Annotated in this window: 12 protein-coding genes; 8 read left to right on the plus strand and 4 right to left on the minus strand. The window is 55.6% G+C overall.

Annotated elements, in window-relative coordinates; translation table 11 throughout:
- Nucleotides 1-8: 8 nt before the first annotated feature.
- The 6 genes from hscB (at nt 9) to sseB (ending at nt 5,140) form a co-directional block, all read left to right on the plus strand.
- Nucleotides 9-524 (plus strand): co-chaperone HscB, encoded by a 516-nt coding sequence (gene hscB, locus AC6EMZ_RS06075; RefSeq protein ID WP_498401534.1) that lies wholly within the window; start codon nt 9-11, stop codon nt 522-524.
- 14 nt (nt 525-538) lie between these two features.
- Nucleotides 539-2,389, plus strand: coding sequence for a Fe-S protein assembly chaperone HscA (gene hscA, locus AC6EMZ_RS06080; protein WP_498401535.1), 1,851 nt, complete (start codon nt 539-541; stop codon nt 2,387-2,389).
- 1 nt (nt 2,390) lies between these two features.
- The gene (gene fdx, locus AC6EMZ_RS06085) at nt 2,391-2,726 is read left to right on the plus strand and encodes an ISC system 2Fe-2S type ferredoxin (protein ID WP_015960018.1); all 336 of its coding nucleotides are present in this window, start codon (nt 2,391-2,393) and stop codon (nt 2,724-2,726) included.
- A gap of 11 nt (nt 2,727-2,737) precedes the next feature.
- Entirely contained in the window at nt 2,738-2,938 is a 201-nt protein-coding gene (gene iscX, locus AC6EMZ_RS06090; protein ID WP_015960017.1) for a Fe-S cluster assembly protein IscX, read from the plus strand.
- Nucleotides 2,939-2,998: 60 nt separating this feature from the next.
- The gene (gene pepB, locus AC6EMZ_RS06095) at nt 2,999-4,285 is read left to right on the plus strand and encodes an aminopeptidase PepB (RefSeq protein WP_498401536.1); all 1,287 of its coding nucleotides are present in this window, start codon (nt 2,999-3,001) and stop codon (nt 4,283-4,285) included.
- 78 nt (nt 4,286-4,363) lie between these two features.
- Nucleotides 4,364-5,140 (plus strand): enhanced serine sensitivity protein SseB, encoded by a 777-nt coding sequence (gene sseB, locus AC6EMZ_RS06100; RefSeq protein ID WP_498401537.1) that lies wholly within the window; start codon nt 4,364-4,366, stop codon nt 5,138-5,140.
- Nucleotides 5,141-5,157: 17 nt separating this feature from the next.
- Here sseB and AC6EMZ_RS06105 read toward each other — a convergent pair whose 3' ends face one another.
- From AC6EMZ_RS06105 to AC6EMZ_RS06120, 4 genes are all read right to left on the minus strand, one after another.
- A complete protein-coding gene (locus AC6EMZ_RS06105; protein ID WP_498401538.1) occupies nt 5,158-5,928 on the minus strand; it encodes a MurR/RpiR family transcriptional regulator in 771 nt (256 codons plus the stop codon).
- Entirely contained in the window at nt 5,928-6,773 is an 846-nt protein-coding gene (gene sseA, locus AC6EMZ_RS06110; RefSeq protein ID WP_498401539.1) for a 3-mercaptopyruvate sulfurtransferase, read from the minus strand. Before sseA ends, AC6EMZ_RS06105 begins: the two co-directional genes overlap by 1 nt.
- Nucleotides 6,774-6,864: 91 nt before the next feature.
- Nucleotides 6,865-8,232, minus strand: a complete 1,368-nt coding sequence (locus tag AC6EMZ_RS06115; protein ID WP_498401540.1) for a 6-phospho-alpha-glucosidase — start codon at nt 8,230-8,232, stop codon at nt 6,865-6,867.
- 11 nt (nt 8,233-8,243) lie between these two features.
- The gene (locus tag AC6EMZ_RS06120) at nt 8,244-9,788 is read right to left on the minus strand and encodes a PTS transporter subunit EIIC (protein WP_498401541.1); all 1,545 of its coding nucleotides are present in this window, start codon (nt 9,786-9,788) and stop codon (nt 8,244-8,246) included.
- Between the two features lie 305 nt (nt 9,789-10,093).
- Here AC6EMZ_RS06120 and AC6EMZ_RS06125 point away from each other — a divergent pair, with 305 nt between their 5' ends.
- Nucleotides 10,094-15,049, plus strand: coding sequence for an alpha-2-macroglobulin family protein (locus AC6EMZ_RS06125; protein ID WP_498401543.1), 4,956 nt, complete (start codon nt 10,094-10,096; stop codon nt 15,047-15,049).
- A gap of 1 nt (nt 15,050) precedes the next feature.
- Complete coding sequence (pbpC, locus tag AC6EMZ_RS06130; RefSeq protein WP_498401545.1) at nt 15,051-17,375, plus strand: peptidoglycan glycosyltransferase PbpC; 2,325 nt, start codon at nt 15,051-15,053, stop codon at nt 17,373-17,375.
- Nucleotides 17,376-17,413: the final 38 nt, after the last annotated feature.

Below are 17,413 nucleotides of genomic sequence, written 5' to 3' on the forward strand. Positions count from 1 at the left end.
AGATTGTTATGGATTATTTCACCCTCTTCGGGTTACCTGCCCAGTACCCGATTGATATCCCCGCGCTGACGGTGCGTTTCCAGGATCTGCAACGTCAATTCCATCCTGATAAGTTCGCGAGCGGCACCCCAGCGGAACAGCTGGCGGCAGTTTCTCAGTCGGCCACGATCAATCAGGCGTGGCAAACCCTACGCAATCCACTCTCTCGCGCGGAATATTTGCTCTCGCTGCACGGTTTTGACCTTGCAAGCGAACAACACACCGTTCGCGACACCGCGTTCCTGATGGAACAGCTGGATCTGCGTGAAGAGCTTGATGAAATCGACCAGGCAAAAGACGAAGCGCGGCTGGAGAGTTTTATCAAACGGGTAAAAGGGATGTTCGATTCCCGCCATCAACAGATGGTTGAACAATTGAATAACGAGACGTGGGACGTGGCGGCGGATACTGTACGCAAGCTCCGTTTTCTCGATAAACTACGAAGCAGCGCTGAACAACTCGAAGAAAAACTGCTCGATTTTTAATTTCGGAAGCGATTATGGCCTTATTACAAATTAGTGAGCCTGGCTTAAGCGACGCACCTCACCAGCGTCGTCTGGCGGTTGGCATTGACTTAGGCACCACCAATTCTCTCGTGGCGACCGTTCGTAGCGGCCAGGCGGAAACGCTGGCAGACGCCGAAGGGCGTCATCTGCTGCCATCCGTGGTCCACTACCAGCAGCAGGGCCACACGGTGGGTTATGACGCGCGTACTAACGCGGCGAAAGATCCTGCCAACACCATCAGCTCTATTAAACGCATGATGGGCCGCTCTCTGGCTGACATTCAGCAACGTTACCCGCATCTGCCGTATCAGCTACAGGCCAGTGTTAATGGTCTGCCGATGATTGCCACCGATGCAGGGCTGCTGAATCCCATTCGCGTTTCTGCCGATATCCTCAAAGCGCTGGCGGCGCGAGCTACCGCCACGCTTGAAGGCGAACTGGACGGCGTTGTCATCACCGTTCCGGCCTATTTCGACGATGCACAGCGACAGGGCACCAAAGACGCCGCGCGTCTGGCTGGTCTGCATGTGCTGCGTCTGCTGAATGAACCCACGGCTGCGGCGATTGCCTACGGCCTGGACTCCGGTCAGGAAGGCGTCATTGCCGTGTACGATCTGGGCGGCGGCACCTTTGATATCTCTATTCTGCGCTTGAGCCGCGGCGTGTTTGAAGTGCTGGCGACCGGCGGCGATTCTGCGTTGGGCGGCGACGACTTTGACCATCTGCTGGCGGATTTCATTCGCGAGCAGGCGGGAATCCCCGATCGCAGCGACGTTCGCGTACAGCGCGAACTGCTGGATGCGGCCATCGCGGCCAAAATCGCCTTGAGCGACGCACAGACCGTCACCGTCAACGTGGCAGGCTGGAGCGGGGAAATCACTCGCGACCAGTTCAATGAACTGATTGCATCACTGGTTAAACGCACTCTGTTGGCCTGTCGTCGCGCATTGAAAGATGCCGGTGTGGAAGCCAGCGAGGTGCTGGAAGTGGTGATGGTCGGCGGATCTACCCGTGTCCCACAGGTGCGTGAGCGTGTGGGTGAGTTCTTTGGCCGCACGCCGCTGACCGCAATCGACCCGGATAAAGTGGTCGCCGTAGGTGCAGCCATTCAGGCCGACATTCTGGTGGGCAACAAGCCGGACAGCGAAATGCTGTTGCTTGACGTCATTCCACTTTCCCTTGGTTTAGAAACCATGGGCGGCCTGGTCGAGAAAGTTATCCCGCGTAACACCACTATTCCGGTGGCGCGTGCGCAGGAGTTCACGACCTTCAAAGACGGCCAGACCGCAATGTCCATCCACGTGATGCAGGGCGAGCGCGAGCTGGTGCAGGATTGCCGCTCCCTTGCGCGCTTTGCGCTGCGCGGAATTCCGGCGCTGCCGGCGGGCGGGGCGCATATTCGTGTCACCTTCCAGGTCGATGCTGACGGCCTGCTGAGCGTCACGGCGATGGAAAAATCGACCGGTGTCGAATCGTCTATTCAGGTGAAACCGTCCTACGGTCTGACCGATAGCGAAATCGCCTCCATGATTCAGGATTCAATGAGCTACGCCGAACAAGACGTAAAGGCGCGTATGCTGGCTGAACAAAAAGTTGAAGCCGCTCGCGTGCTGGAAAGTCTGGAAGGTGCGCTCACTGCTGATGCCGCGCTGCTCAGCGCCGCAGAGCGTCAGGTGATTGATGAAGCAACCGCTCACTTACGTGTAGTTGCCGAAAGCAATGACGCTGACGCAATAGAACAAGCCATTAAAAACGTTGATAAAGAAACCCAGGACTTCGCCGCTCGCCGCATGGACAAATCTGTCCGCGTGGCGCTGAAAGGCCAGTCCGTGGACGAGGTTTAATATGCCAAAGATTGTTTTTCTGCCTCATGCGGACCTGTGTCCGGATGGCGTAGTTCTGGAAGCTGAGACCGGCGAGACTATTCTCGATGTTGCCCTGCGTAACGGTATCGAGGTAGAACACGCCTGTGAAAAATCCTGTGCCTGCACCACCTGCCACTGTGTCGTTCGTGAAGGTTTTGACTCCCTCGCGGAAAGCACGGAAGACGAAGATGACATGCTGGATAAGGCATGGGGTCTGGAACCTGACAGCCGTTTAAGCTGTCAGGCGCGCGTCACCGATGAAGACCTGGTGGTCGAATTCCCTCGTTACACTATCAACCATGCGCGCGAGCATTAATAGAGGTTAGTATGGGACTGAAGTGGACCGATAGCCGTGAAATCGGCGAGGCGCTGTACGATGCCAATCCGGATCTCGATCCGAAGACCGTACGATTCACCGATATGCATCAGTGGATTTGCGATCTGGAAGATTTTGACGACGATCCCAGCGCATCCAGTGAAAAAATTCTGGAGGCGATTCTGTTAGTCTGGTTAGATGAAGCAGAATAGAAAATGAAACGGGCTGCCTTGAGGCGGCCCGTTTGCTAGTTGCTAATAAGGATAAATAAAATGACCGAAGCGATGAAAATTACGCTCTCTACGCAGCCTGCTGATGCACGCTGGGGCGAAAAAGCCACCTACAGCATTAACAACGACGGCATCTCTGTGCACCTGAACGGCAATGATGATTTGGGTTTGATTCAGCGCGTCGCGCGTAAAATTGACGGCCTGGGTATTAAGCATGTGTCTCTGGAGGGCGTTGGCTGGGACACCGACCATAGCTGGGCATTCTGGGCGGGTTTTAAAGGGCCGAAAGGCACCCGTAAAGTTGAGTGGGCAAACCTCGACGACGCGGGTCAGAAAGAGCTGGAAAGCCGTCTGAAAATTATCGACTGGGTGCGTGACACCATTAATGCCCCGGCAGAAGAGCTCGGTCCTGAGCAGCTGGCGCAACGTGCTGTCGATCTGCTGTGTGGTGCGGCTGGTGACAAAATGTCCTATCGCATCACCAAAGGTGAAGATCTGCGCGAGCAGAACTATATGGGTCTTTACACCGTGGGTCGCGGCTCCGAGCGTCCACCGGTGCTGCTGGCGCTGGATTACAACCCGACTGGCGATAAAGAAGCGCCTGTGTATGCGTGTCTGGTCGGTAAAGGCATTACCTTTGACACTGGCGGCTACAGCCTGAAGCAGAGCGCCTTTATGGACTCCATGAAGTCCGACATGGGCGGCGCGGCGACCATTACCGGTGCGCTGGCGTTCGCCATTAACCGTGGTCTGAACAAGCGTGTGAAGCTGTATCTGTGCTGTGCGGACAACATGGTAAGCGGTAACGCCTTTAAGCTGGGCGACATCATTCGCTACCGTAACGGCAAAAACGTTGAAGTGATGAATACCGACGCCGAAGGCCGTCTGGTGCTGGCCGATGGCCTGATCGACGCTTGTGCGCAGAAACCAGAACTGATTATTGATATGGCAACCCTGACCGGCGCGGCGAAAACCGCATTGGGCAACGATTATCACGCGCTGTTCACCTTTGACGATAAGCTGGCAGGTCGTCTGATGGCGAGCGCTGCCGCAGAAAACGAACCGTTCTGGCGTCTGCCGCTGGCCGAGTTCCACCGTAGCCAGTTGCCGTCTAACTTTGCCGAACTGAACAACACCGCGAGTGCGGCGTATCCGGCAGGTGCAAGCACTGCGGCAGGTTTCTTGTCCCACTTCGTTGAAAACTACCACGAAGGTTGGTTGCACATCGACTGTTCTGCAACCTATCGCAAAGCGGGCGTTGAGCAGTGGTCCGCAGGCGCGACCGGTTTGGGTGTGCGCACCATTGCGAACCTTTTGACCGCAGAATAACTACATCCCCCTCACCCCAGCCCTCTCCCCAGAGGTGAGGGTTAGGGGTGAGGGGAGAATGCACTATCTGGAATGATTATGTCCGATACCAAAAACGAATTAGAAACCCTGCTGGAGCAGGCAGCGACTGAGCCTGCTCATCGTCCGGCCTTTTTCCGCACGCTGCTGGAATCTACCGTATGGGTGCCTGGCACCGCGGCAGAAGGAGAGCAGGTTGTTGAAGACAGCGCGCTGGATTTGCTGCACTGGGAAAAAGACGACGGCACCTCTGTGATCCCGTTTTTTACCTCGCTGGAAACATTGCAGAAAGCCATTGAAGACGAGCAGGCCTTTGTGGTGATGCCCGTGCGTACGCTGTTTGAGATGACGCTGGGCGAAACCCTGTTCCTCAATGCCAAACTGCCGACGGGGAAAGAGTTCACCCCGCGCGAAATCAGCCATCTGATTGGCGAAGAGGGCAACCCGCTCAGTACGCAAGAAGTGCTGGAAGGCGGTGAAACGCTGCTGCTGTCAGAAGTTGCAGAGCCACCAGCGCAGATGATTGATTCGCTGACCACGCTGTTCAAAACCATCAAGCCGGTTAAGCGCGCGTTCCTGTGCTCCATCAAGGAGAGCGCCGACGAACAGCCGATTTTGCTGATTGGTATTGAAGCGGACGGCGAAATTGACGAGATTATTCAGGCGGCGGGAAGCGTCGCCACCGATACGTTACCGGGCGATGAGCCGATTGATATCTGCCGCGTCGTGAAAGGTGAAAAGGGCATCAGCCACTTTATTACCGAACACATCACGCCGTTCTACGAGCGCCGTTGGGGCGGGTTCCTGCGCGATCTCAAAACCAACCGCATCATTTAAGGCCATCGGGGTGAATGTCACCCCGTTGCTTCCAGCAGCATTAAATCCATCAGCAAAACCAGGTTCGATTCAAACGATGTCACCCCGGCGGCTTCAGCGTCGTAATGCACCGCTTCGTCATACAGCGCAAAATGAAGATCTGCCATGCCAGCCAGCGCGTTGGCCGAAGCGCGCGTAAACGCCACCACCGTCATCCCGACGTTTTTCGCGATCCGCGCCTTATCCAGTACCTGTTCCGTTTCACCGCTCCGAGAGACGGCGATAAATACCTGATAGCGCGCAGCATTGCTGAGAAAAATATTCCGGCTATCGCCCGGCCCGGAGATAAATGCCGTCTTGCCCAGGACCTGTAATTTCTTCGTCAGGTATTCGGCGAACAAATAGGAAAATCCGGCTCCATAGAGAAAAAAGCTCTCTTTTTCCCGTAGCAGGGTGGAGAACTGACGACGCTTTTCTTCCGTCACCCATTGAAAGGTTTGCTGAAAGTTGGCGATGAACTGGTTAAATAGAGCAGGTAGCGGGTTCACATCCTGAGACTGTGCAGCGATGTGAGGCGTATCAGAAAGCAGCTGTTTACAGTGCCAGATAAACTCACTGAAACCGCTAAATCCGAGTTTCTGACACAGCCGCATAATGGTAGCGGTCGAGACAAACGTGGCCTGCGCCAGTTCGCGTACCGTGATATTGCCCACCAGTAACGGGTGTTCTGTCAGATGTGCCAGTACGCGATATTCCGCGCGGGTCAGTGATTCCCCGCGCGTGAGTAGCGTTGCCAGACGGTTATCCATTATTGAGCGGGTTCAACCGGCAGATCGTCCCGCGCGCCCCATTCGCTCCATGCGCCGTCGTATAACGATACGTTGGTCACGCCGAGCGTTGCCAGCGCCAGGATGACAACGCATGCCGTCACGCCCGAACCGCAGCTGGCAATAATAGGCTGATTTAAATCTACGCCCTGACGCTCAAAGATGGACTGTAGCTCGTCGACAGTTTTTAGCTCCCCCTCAAACACCAGGTCGCCCCAAGGCACGTTGTGCGCGCCGGGGATATGGCCACGCTTGAGGCCAGGACGAGGTTCGTCTGCCAGGGCATTGAAACGTGGCGCGGGACGGGCATCGACGATTTGCGCGGTCTTTTCATGGCTGACCAGCAGCATGTCGGTCAGGCGTTTGATGACGGTGGCATCGAGTTCAGCGTCAAATTCGCCTTCCGGAAACGTCACTTCGCCCTGCTGTAGCGGCAGTTCATCGCGTTGCCAGCCTGCGAGCCCACCAGCCAGAATAGAGACTTTATCGACACCAAAGGTTTTCAGCATCCACCACGCGCGCGGCGCAGAGAAGAGATTGCCCTCATCGTAAACCACCAGATGTTTATCGCGGCTCACGCCTAGCTCGCGCATCGCCACTGAAAAAGCTTCCGCGCGCGGCATCATATGGGGCAGGGGAGAAGCATGATCGGACAGGGCTTCAATATCAAAAAATACCGCGCCCGGCAGATGTCCGGCGCGGTATTCCGCACGAAGGTCACGATGCTCTTGCCCGGGAGGGGCCATTCGCGCATCAATAATTTGTACTTCAGGGTCGTCGCTATGCTCAATCAGCCAGTCTGTCGCGACAAAATATGAGGTGGACATGGGTTGCCTCCGTTTCATTTTTCATTGAATGGATTGTCGGTGTTTTTTCTGACACCGACAAGCAAACCACGTTCAACTCGCGAGCAACCCCTTATTTTTTCACCGCTTCGCCGTCCTGCCAGGCTTTTTGCAGCGCTGGCCAATATTCGCGGTTGGCCTCGATCATCTCATCCAAAATCGCTTTCGCGTGTTCCATGGTCGGCACCGTGCGATTAAGAGTAAAAGCCTGCAAAGCCTTTTCGTAACTTCCTTCGATGGTGGCTTCTACCAGCAGTTGCTCAGAGGCTAACTGCTGCTGGAGCAGCGTCTGATGGAACAGCGGCACCTTGCCCACGCGAATCGGTTCTGGTCCTTCAGAGGTGATATAAGCGGGTACTTCCACGACCGCGTCGTACGGCAGGTTAGTAATCGCCCCGCGGTTTTCCACCATCACCAGATGGCGCTGTCGCAGATTGAATGCCAGCGAACGCGCCACGTCGACAATAAACTCACCGTGAACGCCCACGTGGAAGGCGTCAGACAGGATCCCGGTGCGCTTGTACTCTTCGGCTGCTGCGAATAGCTTTTTCTCGCGTCCGTTCATCACTTCGTTGGCGCGAGTGTAATCCGGGTTCTGATGCTCAACGATCTGGTTGGGCATCAGGTAATACTGCAAATACGGATTCGGCAGATATTCCGGGAAGTTATCCATAATCGGCTTAATATTGCGCCAGGTTTTCACCCACGACGGATCGGAATGCTGCGGGTCGGTTTTGGCGGCGTCTTCGGTCAACAGGCCATATTGGGCGATGTGTCGACGCAGTTCGGGCAGTTTATCCTCGCCGTCTACCAGTACGCGGGTAAACCAGCCGAAGTGGTTCAGGCCAAAATAGTCCACTTCGAGCTTGTGACGATCCACGCCAAGAATCGCACCCATGTTACGCATCGCCGCCACCGGCATGTCGCAGATATTCAGCACGCGGGCGTTCGGGCGCAGGCGGCGAACACCTTCTGCCACTATCGCCGCCGGATTGGAATAGTTCACAATCCAGGCCTTCTCGTGGGCGAAACGCTCGACCAGGTCGATCAGTTCAACCATCGGCAGAATGGTGCGTAGTCCGTAAGCCAGCCCACCCGGGCCACAGGTTTCCTGGCCGACTACGCCGTGACGCAACGGGATTTTTTCGTCTTGTTCGCGCATTTTGTACTGGCCGACGCGCATCTGGGCGAAGACGAAATGTGCGCCGCTAAACGCCACTTCGGGGTCGTCGGTCACGGTAAATTTAATGCTCTGGCTGTGGTCGCGAATGACTTTCTCAACCACCGGCGCAATGGTGTTCTGACGAGCGGCATCAATGTCGTAAAGGCGAATTTCCGCCAGCGGGAAATCCTGCAACTGCACCATCAGGCTTTTCACAATACCTGGCGTGTAGGTGCTACCACCACCGGCAATGGACAGAATAAATGGGGGTGTAAACATGTTTATCTCCTTCAGAGAAACGTCTCAACGGCTTCTCGCATTTTTTTGACGTGCAGCCCGTAGACCACCTGAACGTTGTTACCTTGTTTGATAATGCCTTTCGCGCCGGTTGCCTTAAGCCGTGGCTCATCAATGATGTCGACATCCTTCACCGTGACGCGCAATCGGGTGTAGCAGTTATCCACCACTTCAATGTTGTCTCGCCCGCCGAGGCCCACCACGATGGATTCTCCCAGCCCGTCATTATTGCCTTTCGCCTGGTACTCTTGTTTGCTGTACAGACGGGTTTCCTGATCCTCATCTTCACGTCCTGGCGTCTTCACGTTGAAGCGCAGGATCAGGAAGCGGAAGACGATGAAATAGAGCGCGAACATGATCAGCCCGACCACGATGTACATCGGCCAGTTGGATTTTTCAGTGCCCAGCGGCAGGTTGTAGAGGATGAAATCAATAATGCCGTTCGCGCCGATAGCATGAACGCCGAACAGGTAAAACAGCATCATGCCGATGCCGGTCAGCACTGCGTGAACGACGAACAGCAGCGGGGCAACGAACAGGAAGGAAAACTCAATCGGCTCGGTGACGCCCACAAGCAATGACGTCAGCGCCGCTGGAATCAGAATCGCTTTGGCGATGGCTTTGCGCTCCGGTTTTGCCGTCATGTACATCGCCAGCGCGGCGGCGGGTAGGCCAAACATTTTGCTGATACCACGCGCATCCCACACTACCGTGCTGCTGAGTTGCTTCACCTGGGGGCAAGCCATCTCGGCGAAGTAAATATTGCGCGCACCCTGATACACCGTGCCACACACCTCTTGCGTGCCGCCCAGTTCGGTATAAAGGAACGGGGTATAGACCAGATGATGCAGGCCCGTTGGGACCAGGATGCGTTCGAGGAACCCGTAAATCGCCACACCAAAGGGACCAGAGCCTTTGATCGCCAGCGCCATCGCGCTGATCCCGTGCTGGGCAAATGGCCACAGTTCGCTCATTACCACACCAAGTAGCATAGAAACGGGCAGCATAATAATGGCGACAAAACAGTGGCCGGAATAGATCGCCATCGCGCCGTTAAACTGTACGCTGGAATATTTGTTGTACAGATATCCAGACAGCGCCCCCGTCAGGATCCCGGCGAATACGCCCATCTCCAGCACCTGTACGCCCAACACCATGCTTTGTCCGGCGGCCTTCATCTGATCCGCGGGAGCAAGCTGCCCCTGAAGCTGGAGCGTCACGTTCATGGCGTTGATAAATACTACAAAGGTGACAAGGCCAATCAGCGCCGCGTATCCTTTATCACGTGATGCCAGGCCAATGGGGATCCCTACGGCAAACACCAGCGCCAAATTGACCAGCACCGAGACGGCTGATTTGGCAATCAGTTGACCGACACCTTGAATGAAGGGATGGCCAAGAAACGGCAGGTACTCAGCAAGGTTGCCGTTACCTAACACGTTACCAAAGGCAATGAACAGACCAACAATCGGTAAGATAAGTACCGGTCCGTATAATGATTTTCCGAAATTTTGTAGGGCGTTCACGGCTCGTTTCATGGCTATCTCTCTTATTGAACCGCGCACTCAGAGTGCGTCTCAGGCTTAAACCTAGCAGGTGACACGACAAGGCATCCAGCTATCTTGTTGTTTTAAAAACAAATGACTCCAAAGGTAACATGTAACCTTCGACTCTGTGATCGAGGTATCACTCACGTTTCAGGGTGTTGCACGAAGATGCGAGGTGTTTTCCAGAATCCTAATTTGGATTTTTGATCGGCAAATTGAGCTTTGGAAAAAATGAAACTTGCGGATAATACTTATCCGGATGACGATCAACAGGCTCCACGGGCCAGGGATAAAGGATGAAACCGTTTCGTTTAGCTGCGCTTTCGCTCGCGCTATTGACTACATTTACGCTCGTTGGCTGCGATAACAGCGACGATAAACCGCAGGCTGCTGCCGCTCCCGCAGCATCTAGCACAGCGGCCAGGCCAACGGCGGATAAACCCGACCAGGAAAAACTGGCAAAACTGACAGCCCAGAGCCAGGGTAAAACGCTGACGTTGCTTGATGCTTCAGAAGTCCAGCTCGATGGTGCTTCAACGCTGGTTCTCACTTTTTCTATCCCCCTGAATCCCGAGCAGGATTTCGCCCGTACCGTCCACGTCGTGGATAAAAAGAGCGGTAAAGTGGACGGCGCGTGGGAACTCTCTCCCAATCTAAAAGAGTTACGCCTGCGACACCTGGAGCCGAATCGTAATCTGGTCGTCACCGTAGAACGCGATCTGCTGGCTTTGAATAAAGCCACTTTTGGCATTGATTACGAAAAGGCCCTGACCACTCGCGATATTGAACCTACCGTAGGTTTTGCCAGCCGGGGCTCGCTTCTGCCTGGGAAAGTCGTCGAAGGTTTACCGGTGATGGCGTTAAACGTGAACAACGTGGACGTCAATTTCTACCGCGTTAAGCCAGAATCGCTGGCCGCCTTTGTCAGCCAGTGGGAATACCGCAATTCGTTGAGCAACTGGGAATCTGACAACCTGTTGAAGATGGCGGAGCTGGTGTACACCGGTCGGTTTGATCTCAACCCGGCGCGCAACACGCGCGAAAAATTATTGCTACCGCTGGCGGATATCAAACCGCTCCAGCAGTCTGGCGTTTATATTGCAGTCATGAATCAGGCTGGGCATTACAATTACAGTAATGCAGCTACGTTGTTCACCCTGAGCAATATTGGCCTTTCCGCGCATCGCTATCACAACCGTCTGGATATCTTCACCCAAAGCCTCGAAAACGGTGCCGCGCAGTCCGGCATTGAGGTCGCGCTGTTGAATGATAAAGGGCAGACGCTGGCGCAAGGCACGAGCGACGCTGATGGTCATGCAAAGCTCGAAACCGACAAAGAAGCGGCGTTAATTCTGGCGCGAAAAGATGGCCAGACTACGCTGCTGGATCTCAAACTTCCGGCGCTTGATTTGGCGGAGTTTGATATCGCCGGAGCACCGGGCTACAGCAAACAGTTCTTTATGTTTGGTCCGCGCGATCTTTATCGCCCGGGCGAAACCGTTATCCTCAACGGACTGCTGCGCGATAGCGACGGCAAAACGTTGCCAGACCAGCCCGTAAAACTAGAAGTGCTGCGCCCCGATGGGCAAGTGGCGCGTACCGTCGTCAGCCAGCCTGAAAACGGCCTGTATCGCTTCAACTATTCCCTGGACAGCGGAGCGCAAACGGGAATGTGGCACGTTCGCGCCAATACCGGTGACAACCAGTTGCGGATGTGGGATTTCCACGTCGAAGATTTTATGCCAGAACGTATGGCGCTGAATCTGACAGGGCAAAAAACACCTGTATCTGTGCAGGATGTTGTGAATTTCGACGTAGTGGGTTACTACCTGTATGGCGCACCTGCCAATGGCAATAGCTTGCAAGGTCAGCTGTTCCTGCGACCATTACGCGAGGCCGTCAGTGCTTTGCCTGGCTTCCAGTTTGGCGATATCGCTGAGGAGAATCTCAGCCGCAGCCTGGATGAAGTACAGCTCACGCTGAACGATCAGGGCAGGGGGCAGGTCTCTACCGAGAGCCAATGGAAAGAGGCACACTCCCCGCTTCAGCTCATTCTTCAGGCCAGTCTTCTTGAATCAGGTGGACGCCCGGTGACTCGCCGCGTGGAGCAGGCTATCTGGCCTGCCGACGCCTTGCCGGGTATTCGCCCGCAGTTTGCCAGCAAAGCAGTCTACGACTACCGCACCGACACTACCGTGAATCAGCCGATTGTTGATGAAAACGGCAATGCAAGCTTTGATATCGTCTATGCCGATGCCAGCGGAACCAAAAAAGCAGTATCAGGTTTGCAGGTGCGACTGGTTCGTGAACGTCGCGACTACTACTGGAACTGGTCTGAAGGTGACGGCTGGATGTCGCAGTTTGACCAAAAAGATCTGGTTGAAGGCGAACAAGAGATTGCCTTAAAGGCCGATGAAACGGGCAAAGTGACGTTTCCGGTTGAATGGGGTTCTTATCGCCTGGAAGTCAAAGCGCCAGATAATATGGTCAGTAGCATTCGTTTTTGGGCCGGTTATAGCTGGCAGGATAACAGCGATGGCACCGGCGCTGCGCGTCCCGATCGCGTGACGTTGAAGCTGGATAAACCTGCTTATCAGCCAGGTGATACCATCAAATTACACGTTGCTGCACCCGCTGCGGGCAAAGGCTACGCAATGATTGAGTCCAGCGAAGGCCCGCTATGGTGGAAAGAGATCGACGTACCGGCAAATGGACTCGATCTGTCCATACCTGTCGATAAAGCCTGGAAGCGCCACGATCTCTATCTGAGCACCCTGGTAGTTCGTCCTGGCGATAAGTCCAAATCTGCCACGCCAAAACGTGCGGTAGGTCTGCTGCATCTGCCGATGGTCGATGAAAACCGTCGCCTGAATATCGCGCTGGAGAATCCGCAGAAAATACGCCCGAATCAAACGCTGTCGGTGAAGGTCAAGGCCAGCGTCAAAGACGGTGCCGTACCGCAGAAGGTAAACGTGCTGCTCTCCGCCGTGGACAGCGGGGTTCTGAATATTACCGATTACGTCACGCCGGACCCGTGGCAGGCTTTCTTTGGTCAGAAGCGTTATGGCGCGGATATCTATGATATTTACGGCCAGGTCATCGAAGGGCAGGGGCGTATGGCCGCGCTGCGTTTTGGTGGCGATGGTGACGAACTGAAGCGCGGCGGCAAACCGCCGGTCAATCATGTCACTATTATCGCTCAGCAGGCTCAGCCAGTGGCACTTGATGCCAACGGAGAGGGCACTATTTCTCTTCCGATTGGTGAGTTCAACGGTGAACTGCGTCTGATGGCTCAGGCCTGGACGGACGATGATTTTGGCAGTAGCGAGAACAAAGTTATTGTCGCAGCGCCTGTCATTACTGAATTGAACACGCCACGCTTCCTTGCCAGCGGTGATACCACCAGACTCACGCTGGATCTGACCAACCTGACCGACCAGCCACAGACGCTGAATATTGCGTTGAGTACATCAGGCAAGCTGGCTCTGGAAGGCGCGCAACCGCAGCAGGTTATTCTGCAGCCAGGGGCGCGTTCAACGCAGTTTATCCCGGTAAGAGCGTTGGATGGTTATGGTGACGGCGAAATTACCGCCCTGGTGACGGGCCTGACGCTGCCGGGTGAAACCTTTGCGCCGCAGCAGAAAAGCTGGAAAATCGGCGTGCGTCCGGCCTTCCCGGCTCAGACTGTCAATACCGGGGCGATGCTCAATCCTGGCGAAAGCTGGACCGCCCCTGCGCAACACATCAGCGGCTTTTCTCCGGCAACATTGCAAGGCCAGCTATTGCTTAGCGGTAAACCGCCGCTGAACCTGGCGCGTTATATCCGTGAATTGCAGGCTTATCCTTACGGTTGTCTGGAACAAACCACCAGTGGCCTGTTCCCATCGCTCTATACCAATGCGGCTCAGCTCGCTGCGCTGGGAATTAAAGGTGATTCGGACGATAAACGTCGTGCGGCAATTGATATCGGGATCTCCCGATTGCTGCAAATGCAACGCGACGACGGTGGCTTTGCGCTCTGGGATAAAAACGGCCCGGAAGAGTACTGGCTAACCGCGTATGTCACCGATTTCCTGGTGAGGGCGGGTGAACAAGGCTACAGCGTACCGACGGATGCGGTGAACAATGCCAATAATCGTCTGCTGCGCTACCTGCAAGATCCCGGCATGATGTCTATCCGCTACAGCGATGATTCTCAGGCCAGCAAATTTGCTGTGCAGGCCTATGCTGCGCTGGTGCTGGCTCGTCAGCAAAAAGCGCCGCTTGGCGCGCTGCGCGAAATCTGGGATCGCCGTGCTCAAACCGGTTCCGGCCTGCCCCTGATGCAGTTGGGTATGGCATTGAAAGTGATGGGCGATGCGCCGCGTAGCCAGCAGGCGCTGGATCTGGCGCTGAAAACTCCGCGCAATGATTCCAGAAACTGGATGGCGGATTATGGCAGCCAGCTTCGTGATAATGCGCTGATGCTCTCCCTGCTGGAAGAGTACAAGCTGTTGCCGAACGCGCAGAACGTACTGCTCAACACCCTTTCTGAGCAGGCATTCAGCCAGCGCTGGCTCTCTACACAGGAAAGCAACGCGTTGTTCCTTGCGGGGCGCTCCTTGCAGACACTCTCTGGTGCCTGGCAGGCAACGACCAACCTCTCAGAACAAGCGCTGAGCGGTGATAGTGCGCAGGTGCAAAACATTAGCGGCGACCAGTTGGGAACGTTGCAGGTGACCAACAGCGGCACGTCACCGCTGTGGGTTCGTCTGGACAGTACGGGATACCCTGAATATGCCCCGCAACCGTCTTCGAACGTACTGCAAATCGAGCGCCATATTCTGGCGACGGACGGCAGCACTAAATCACTCTCTTCGTTGAGGAGCGGTGAACTGGTGCTGGTCTGGCTTGAGGTGAAAGCCAATCAGAACGTGCCCGATGCGCTGGTCGTAGATTTGCTTCCGGCAGGTCTTGAACTGGAAAACCAAAATCTAGCGAGCAGCAGTGCCAGCCTGCAGGACAGCGGCAGCGAAGTGCAGAACCTGCTGAGCCAGATGCAGCAGGCCGATATCCAGCATATGGAATTCCGTGACGATCGCTTTGTTGCCGCAGTGCCGGTAAACGATGGGCAGCCTGTCACGCTGGTCTACCTGGCTCGCGCGGTCACGCCAGGAACTTACCAGGTGCCTGTTCCTATGGTGGAGTCCATGTATGTTCCGCAGTGGCGAGCGACGGGTGCAGCAAGCGGCCCGCTGATTGTTGTTCCGTAACGTGCGATTATCTTGTCTGTTACGCTCCCGCTGGCTCTGGCTGGCGGGAGCGCTTCTCGTTTTATGGGGGCTGATTGTTGCTGCCGATCGTCTGTGGCCGCTGCCGCTTAAAGAAGTTAACCCGGCGCGCGTTGTCGTGGATGAAAAGGGAGCCCCCCTATGGCGGTTTGCCGATAGCGAAGGGATCTGGCGCTACCCGGTAACCATCGAAGAAGTCTCGCCTCGTTACCTTGAGGCCTTGATCCAGTATGAAGATCGCTGGTTCTGGGATCATCCAGGCGTCAATCCGTTCTCCGTTCTCCGTGCAGCATGGCAGGATCTTAGCTCAGGCAAGGTCGTCTCTGGCGGCAGCACGCTGACAATGCAGGTGGCTCGCCTGCTGGATCCGCACCCCCGTACTTTTGGCGGAAAGATTCGCCAGCTCTGGCGCGCTATGCAGCTGGAGTGGCACCTGTCTAAACGCGATATTTTGACCCTTTATCTTAACCTGGCACCCTTTGGCGGGACGCTTCAGGGCGTTGGGGCCGCAAGCTGGTCGTATCTGGGGAAATCTCCCGCTCAGTTAAGCTATTCAGAAGCCGCGCTGCTGGCAGTATTGCCTCAGGCTCCCAGTCGTCTGAGGCCAGACCGCTGGCCGGAACGCGCTGAAGTTGCGCGTAATAAAGTGCTTGAGCGGATGGTCACTCAGGGGGTCTGGACTGCGCAACAGGTCAAAGAGTCCCGGGAAGAACCGGTGTGGCTCTCGCCACGGCAAATGCCGCAACTGGCGCCGCTGTTTTCGCGCATGATGTTGAGCAAAAGTCGTGACAGTAAAATTGTGACGACGCTCGATGCTTCGCTCCAGCGTCAGCTTGAAGAGCTGGCGATGAACTGGAAGTCGCGATTGCCTCCGCGCAGTTCACTGGCGATGATCGTGGTCGATCACACCACTATGAAAGTTCGCGGTTGGGTAGGGTCTGTCGACATTAACGATGACAGTCGCTTTAGCCATGTTGATATGGTCAGTGCGATCCGATCGCCGGGGTCGGTCCTGAAACCCTTTATTTACGGCATGGCATTAGATGAAGGTCTGATCCATCCGGCATCATTATTACAAGATGTTCCCCGTCGTACGGGGGATTATCGGCCCGGTAATTTCGACAGCGGATTTCATGGCCCTGTCAGCATGAGCGAAGCGCTGGTCCGCTCCCTCAACCTTCCTGCCGTGCAGGTGCTTGAGGCCTATGGTCCAAAACGTTTCGCCGGGATGCTGAGCAATGCAGGCCTCCCGTTAATACTTCCGGCGGGTGCGCAGCCAAATCTATCGCTTATTCTTGGTGGGGCAGGTGCGCGGCTGGCGGAGATCACCGCGGCTTACAGCGCGTTTGCGCGGGAAGGTAAGGCAGGGCGGTTACGCCTGCAGCCTGGCGATCCGCTTATCGAGCGTCCGCTACTTTCCCCGGGAGCCGCGTGGATTATTCGTCGAATTTTAGGCAATGAGGCCCAGCCCCTGCCGGACGACGCTTTACCGCAGGTTGCTCCGCTGGCGTGGAAAACGGGTACCAGCTACGGCTACCGCGATGCCTGGGCCGTTGGCCTCAACGCGCGTTATTTGATTGGCATCTGGACCGGCCGCCCGGACGGAACACCGGTTGCCGGGCAGTTTGGTTTTGCCAGCGCGGTTCCACTGTTAAACCAGGTCAACAACATGCTTCAGTCGCGCTCAACCCTTGACGAAGCGCGTCTGCCGCGAGATCCAAGACCCGAGACGGTTAGCCGTGGAACGATCTGCTGGCCGGGTGGGCAATCATTACCGCCAGGCAGCGAAAATTGTCGACGCAGGCTGGCGACCTGGCTGCTTGACGGCAGCCAGCCACCCACGCTCTTGTTGCCAGAGCAGGAAGGTATCAGGGGCATTCATTTCCCCATCTGGCTGGATAACGAAGGTAAACGCGTTGCTGCCGATTGCTCAGGCGCACGTCAGAAAATCATAGATGTCTGGCCTTTACCGCTTGAACCCTGGTTACCGCCCTCTGAAAGACGGTCTATGCGCCTTCCGACACCTTCTGCCATCTGTCCACCGATGAACGCGATAGGTGCCGCACCGCTGATTTTATCGGGCGTGCGTGAAGGCGCGGTGATTAGGCGTTTACCTGGCCAGGAAAATGTTCATCTGCCAGTCATCACATCTGGTGGTGAAGGACGACGCTGGTGGTTTGTGAATGGTGAAGCCTTAAATGTGACGGCTTCAGGCACGACATTGACGTTAGATTCTCCCGGCAGCTATCAGCTGGTGGTGATGGATGAGGAGGGGCAAACGGTGGCGGTGAATTTTGAATTACGCTAGATAATATTTAATATATAAATACATCATTCAATTTTCAT

This window comes from Enterobacter sp. SCRI0065 (assembly GCF_059766475.1).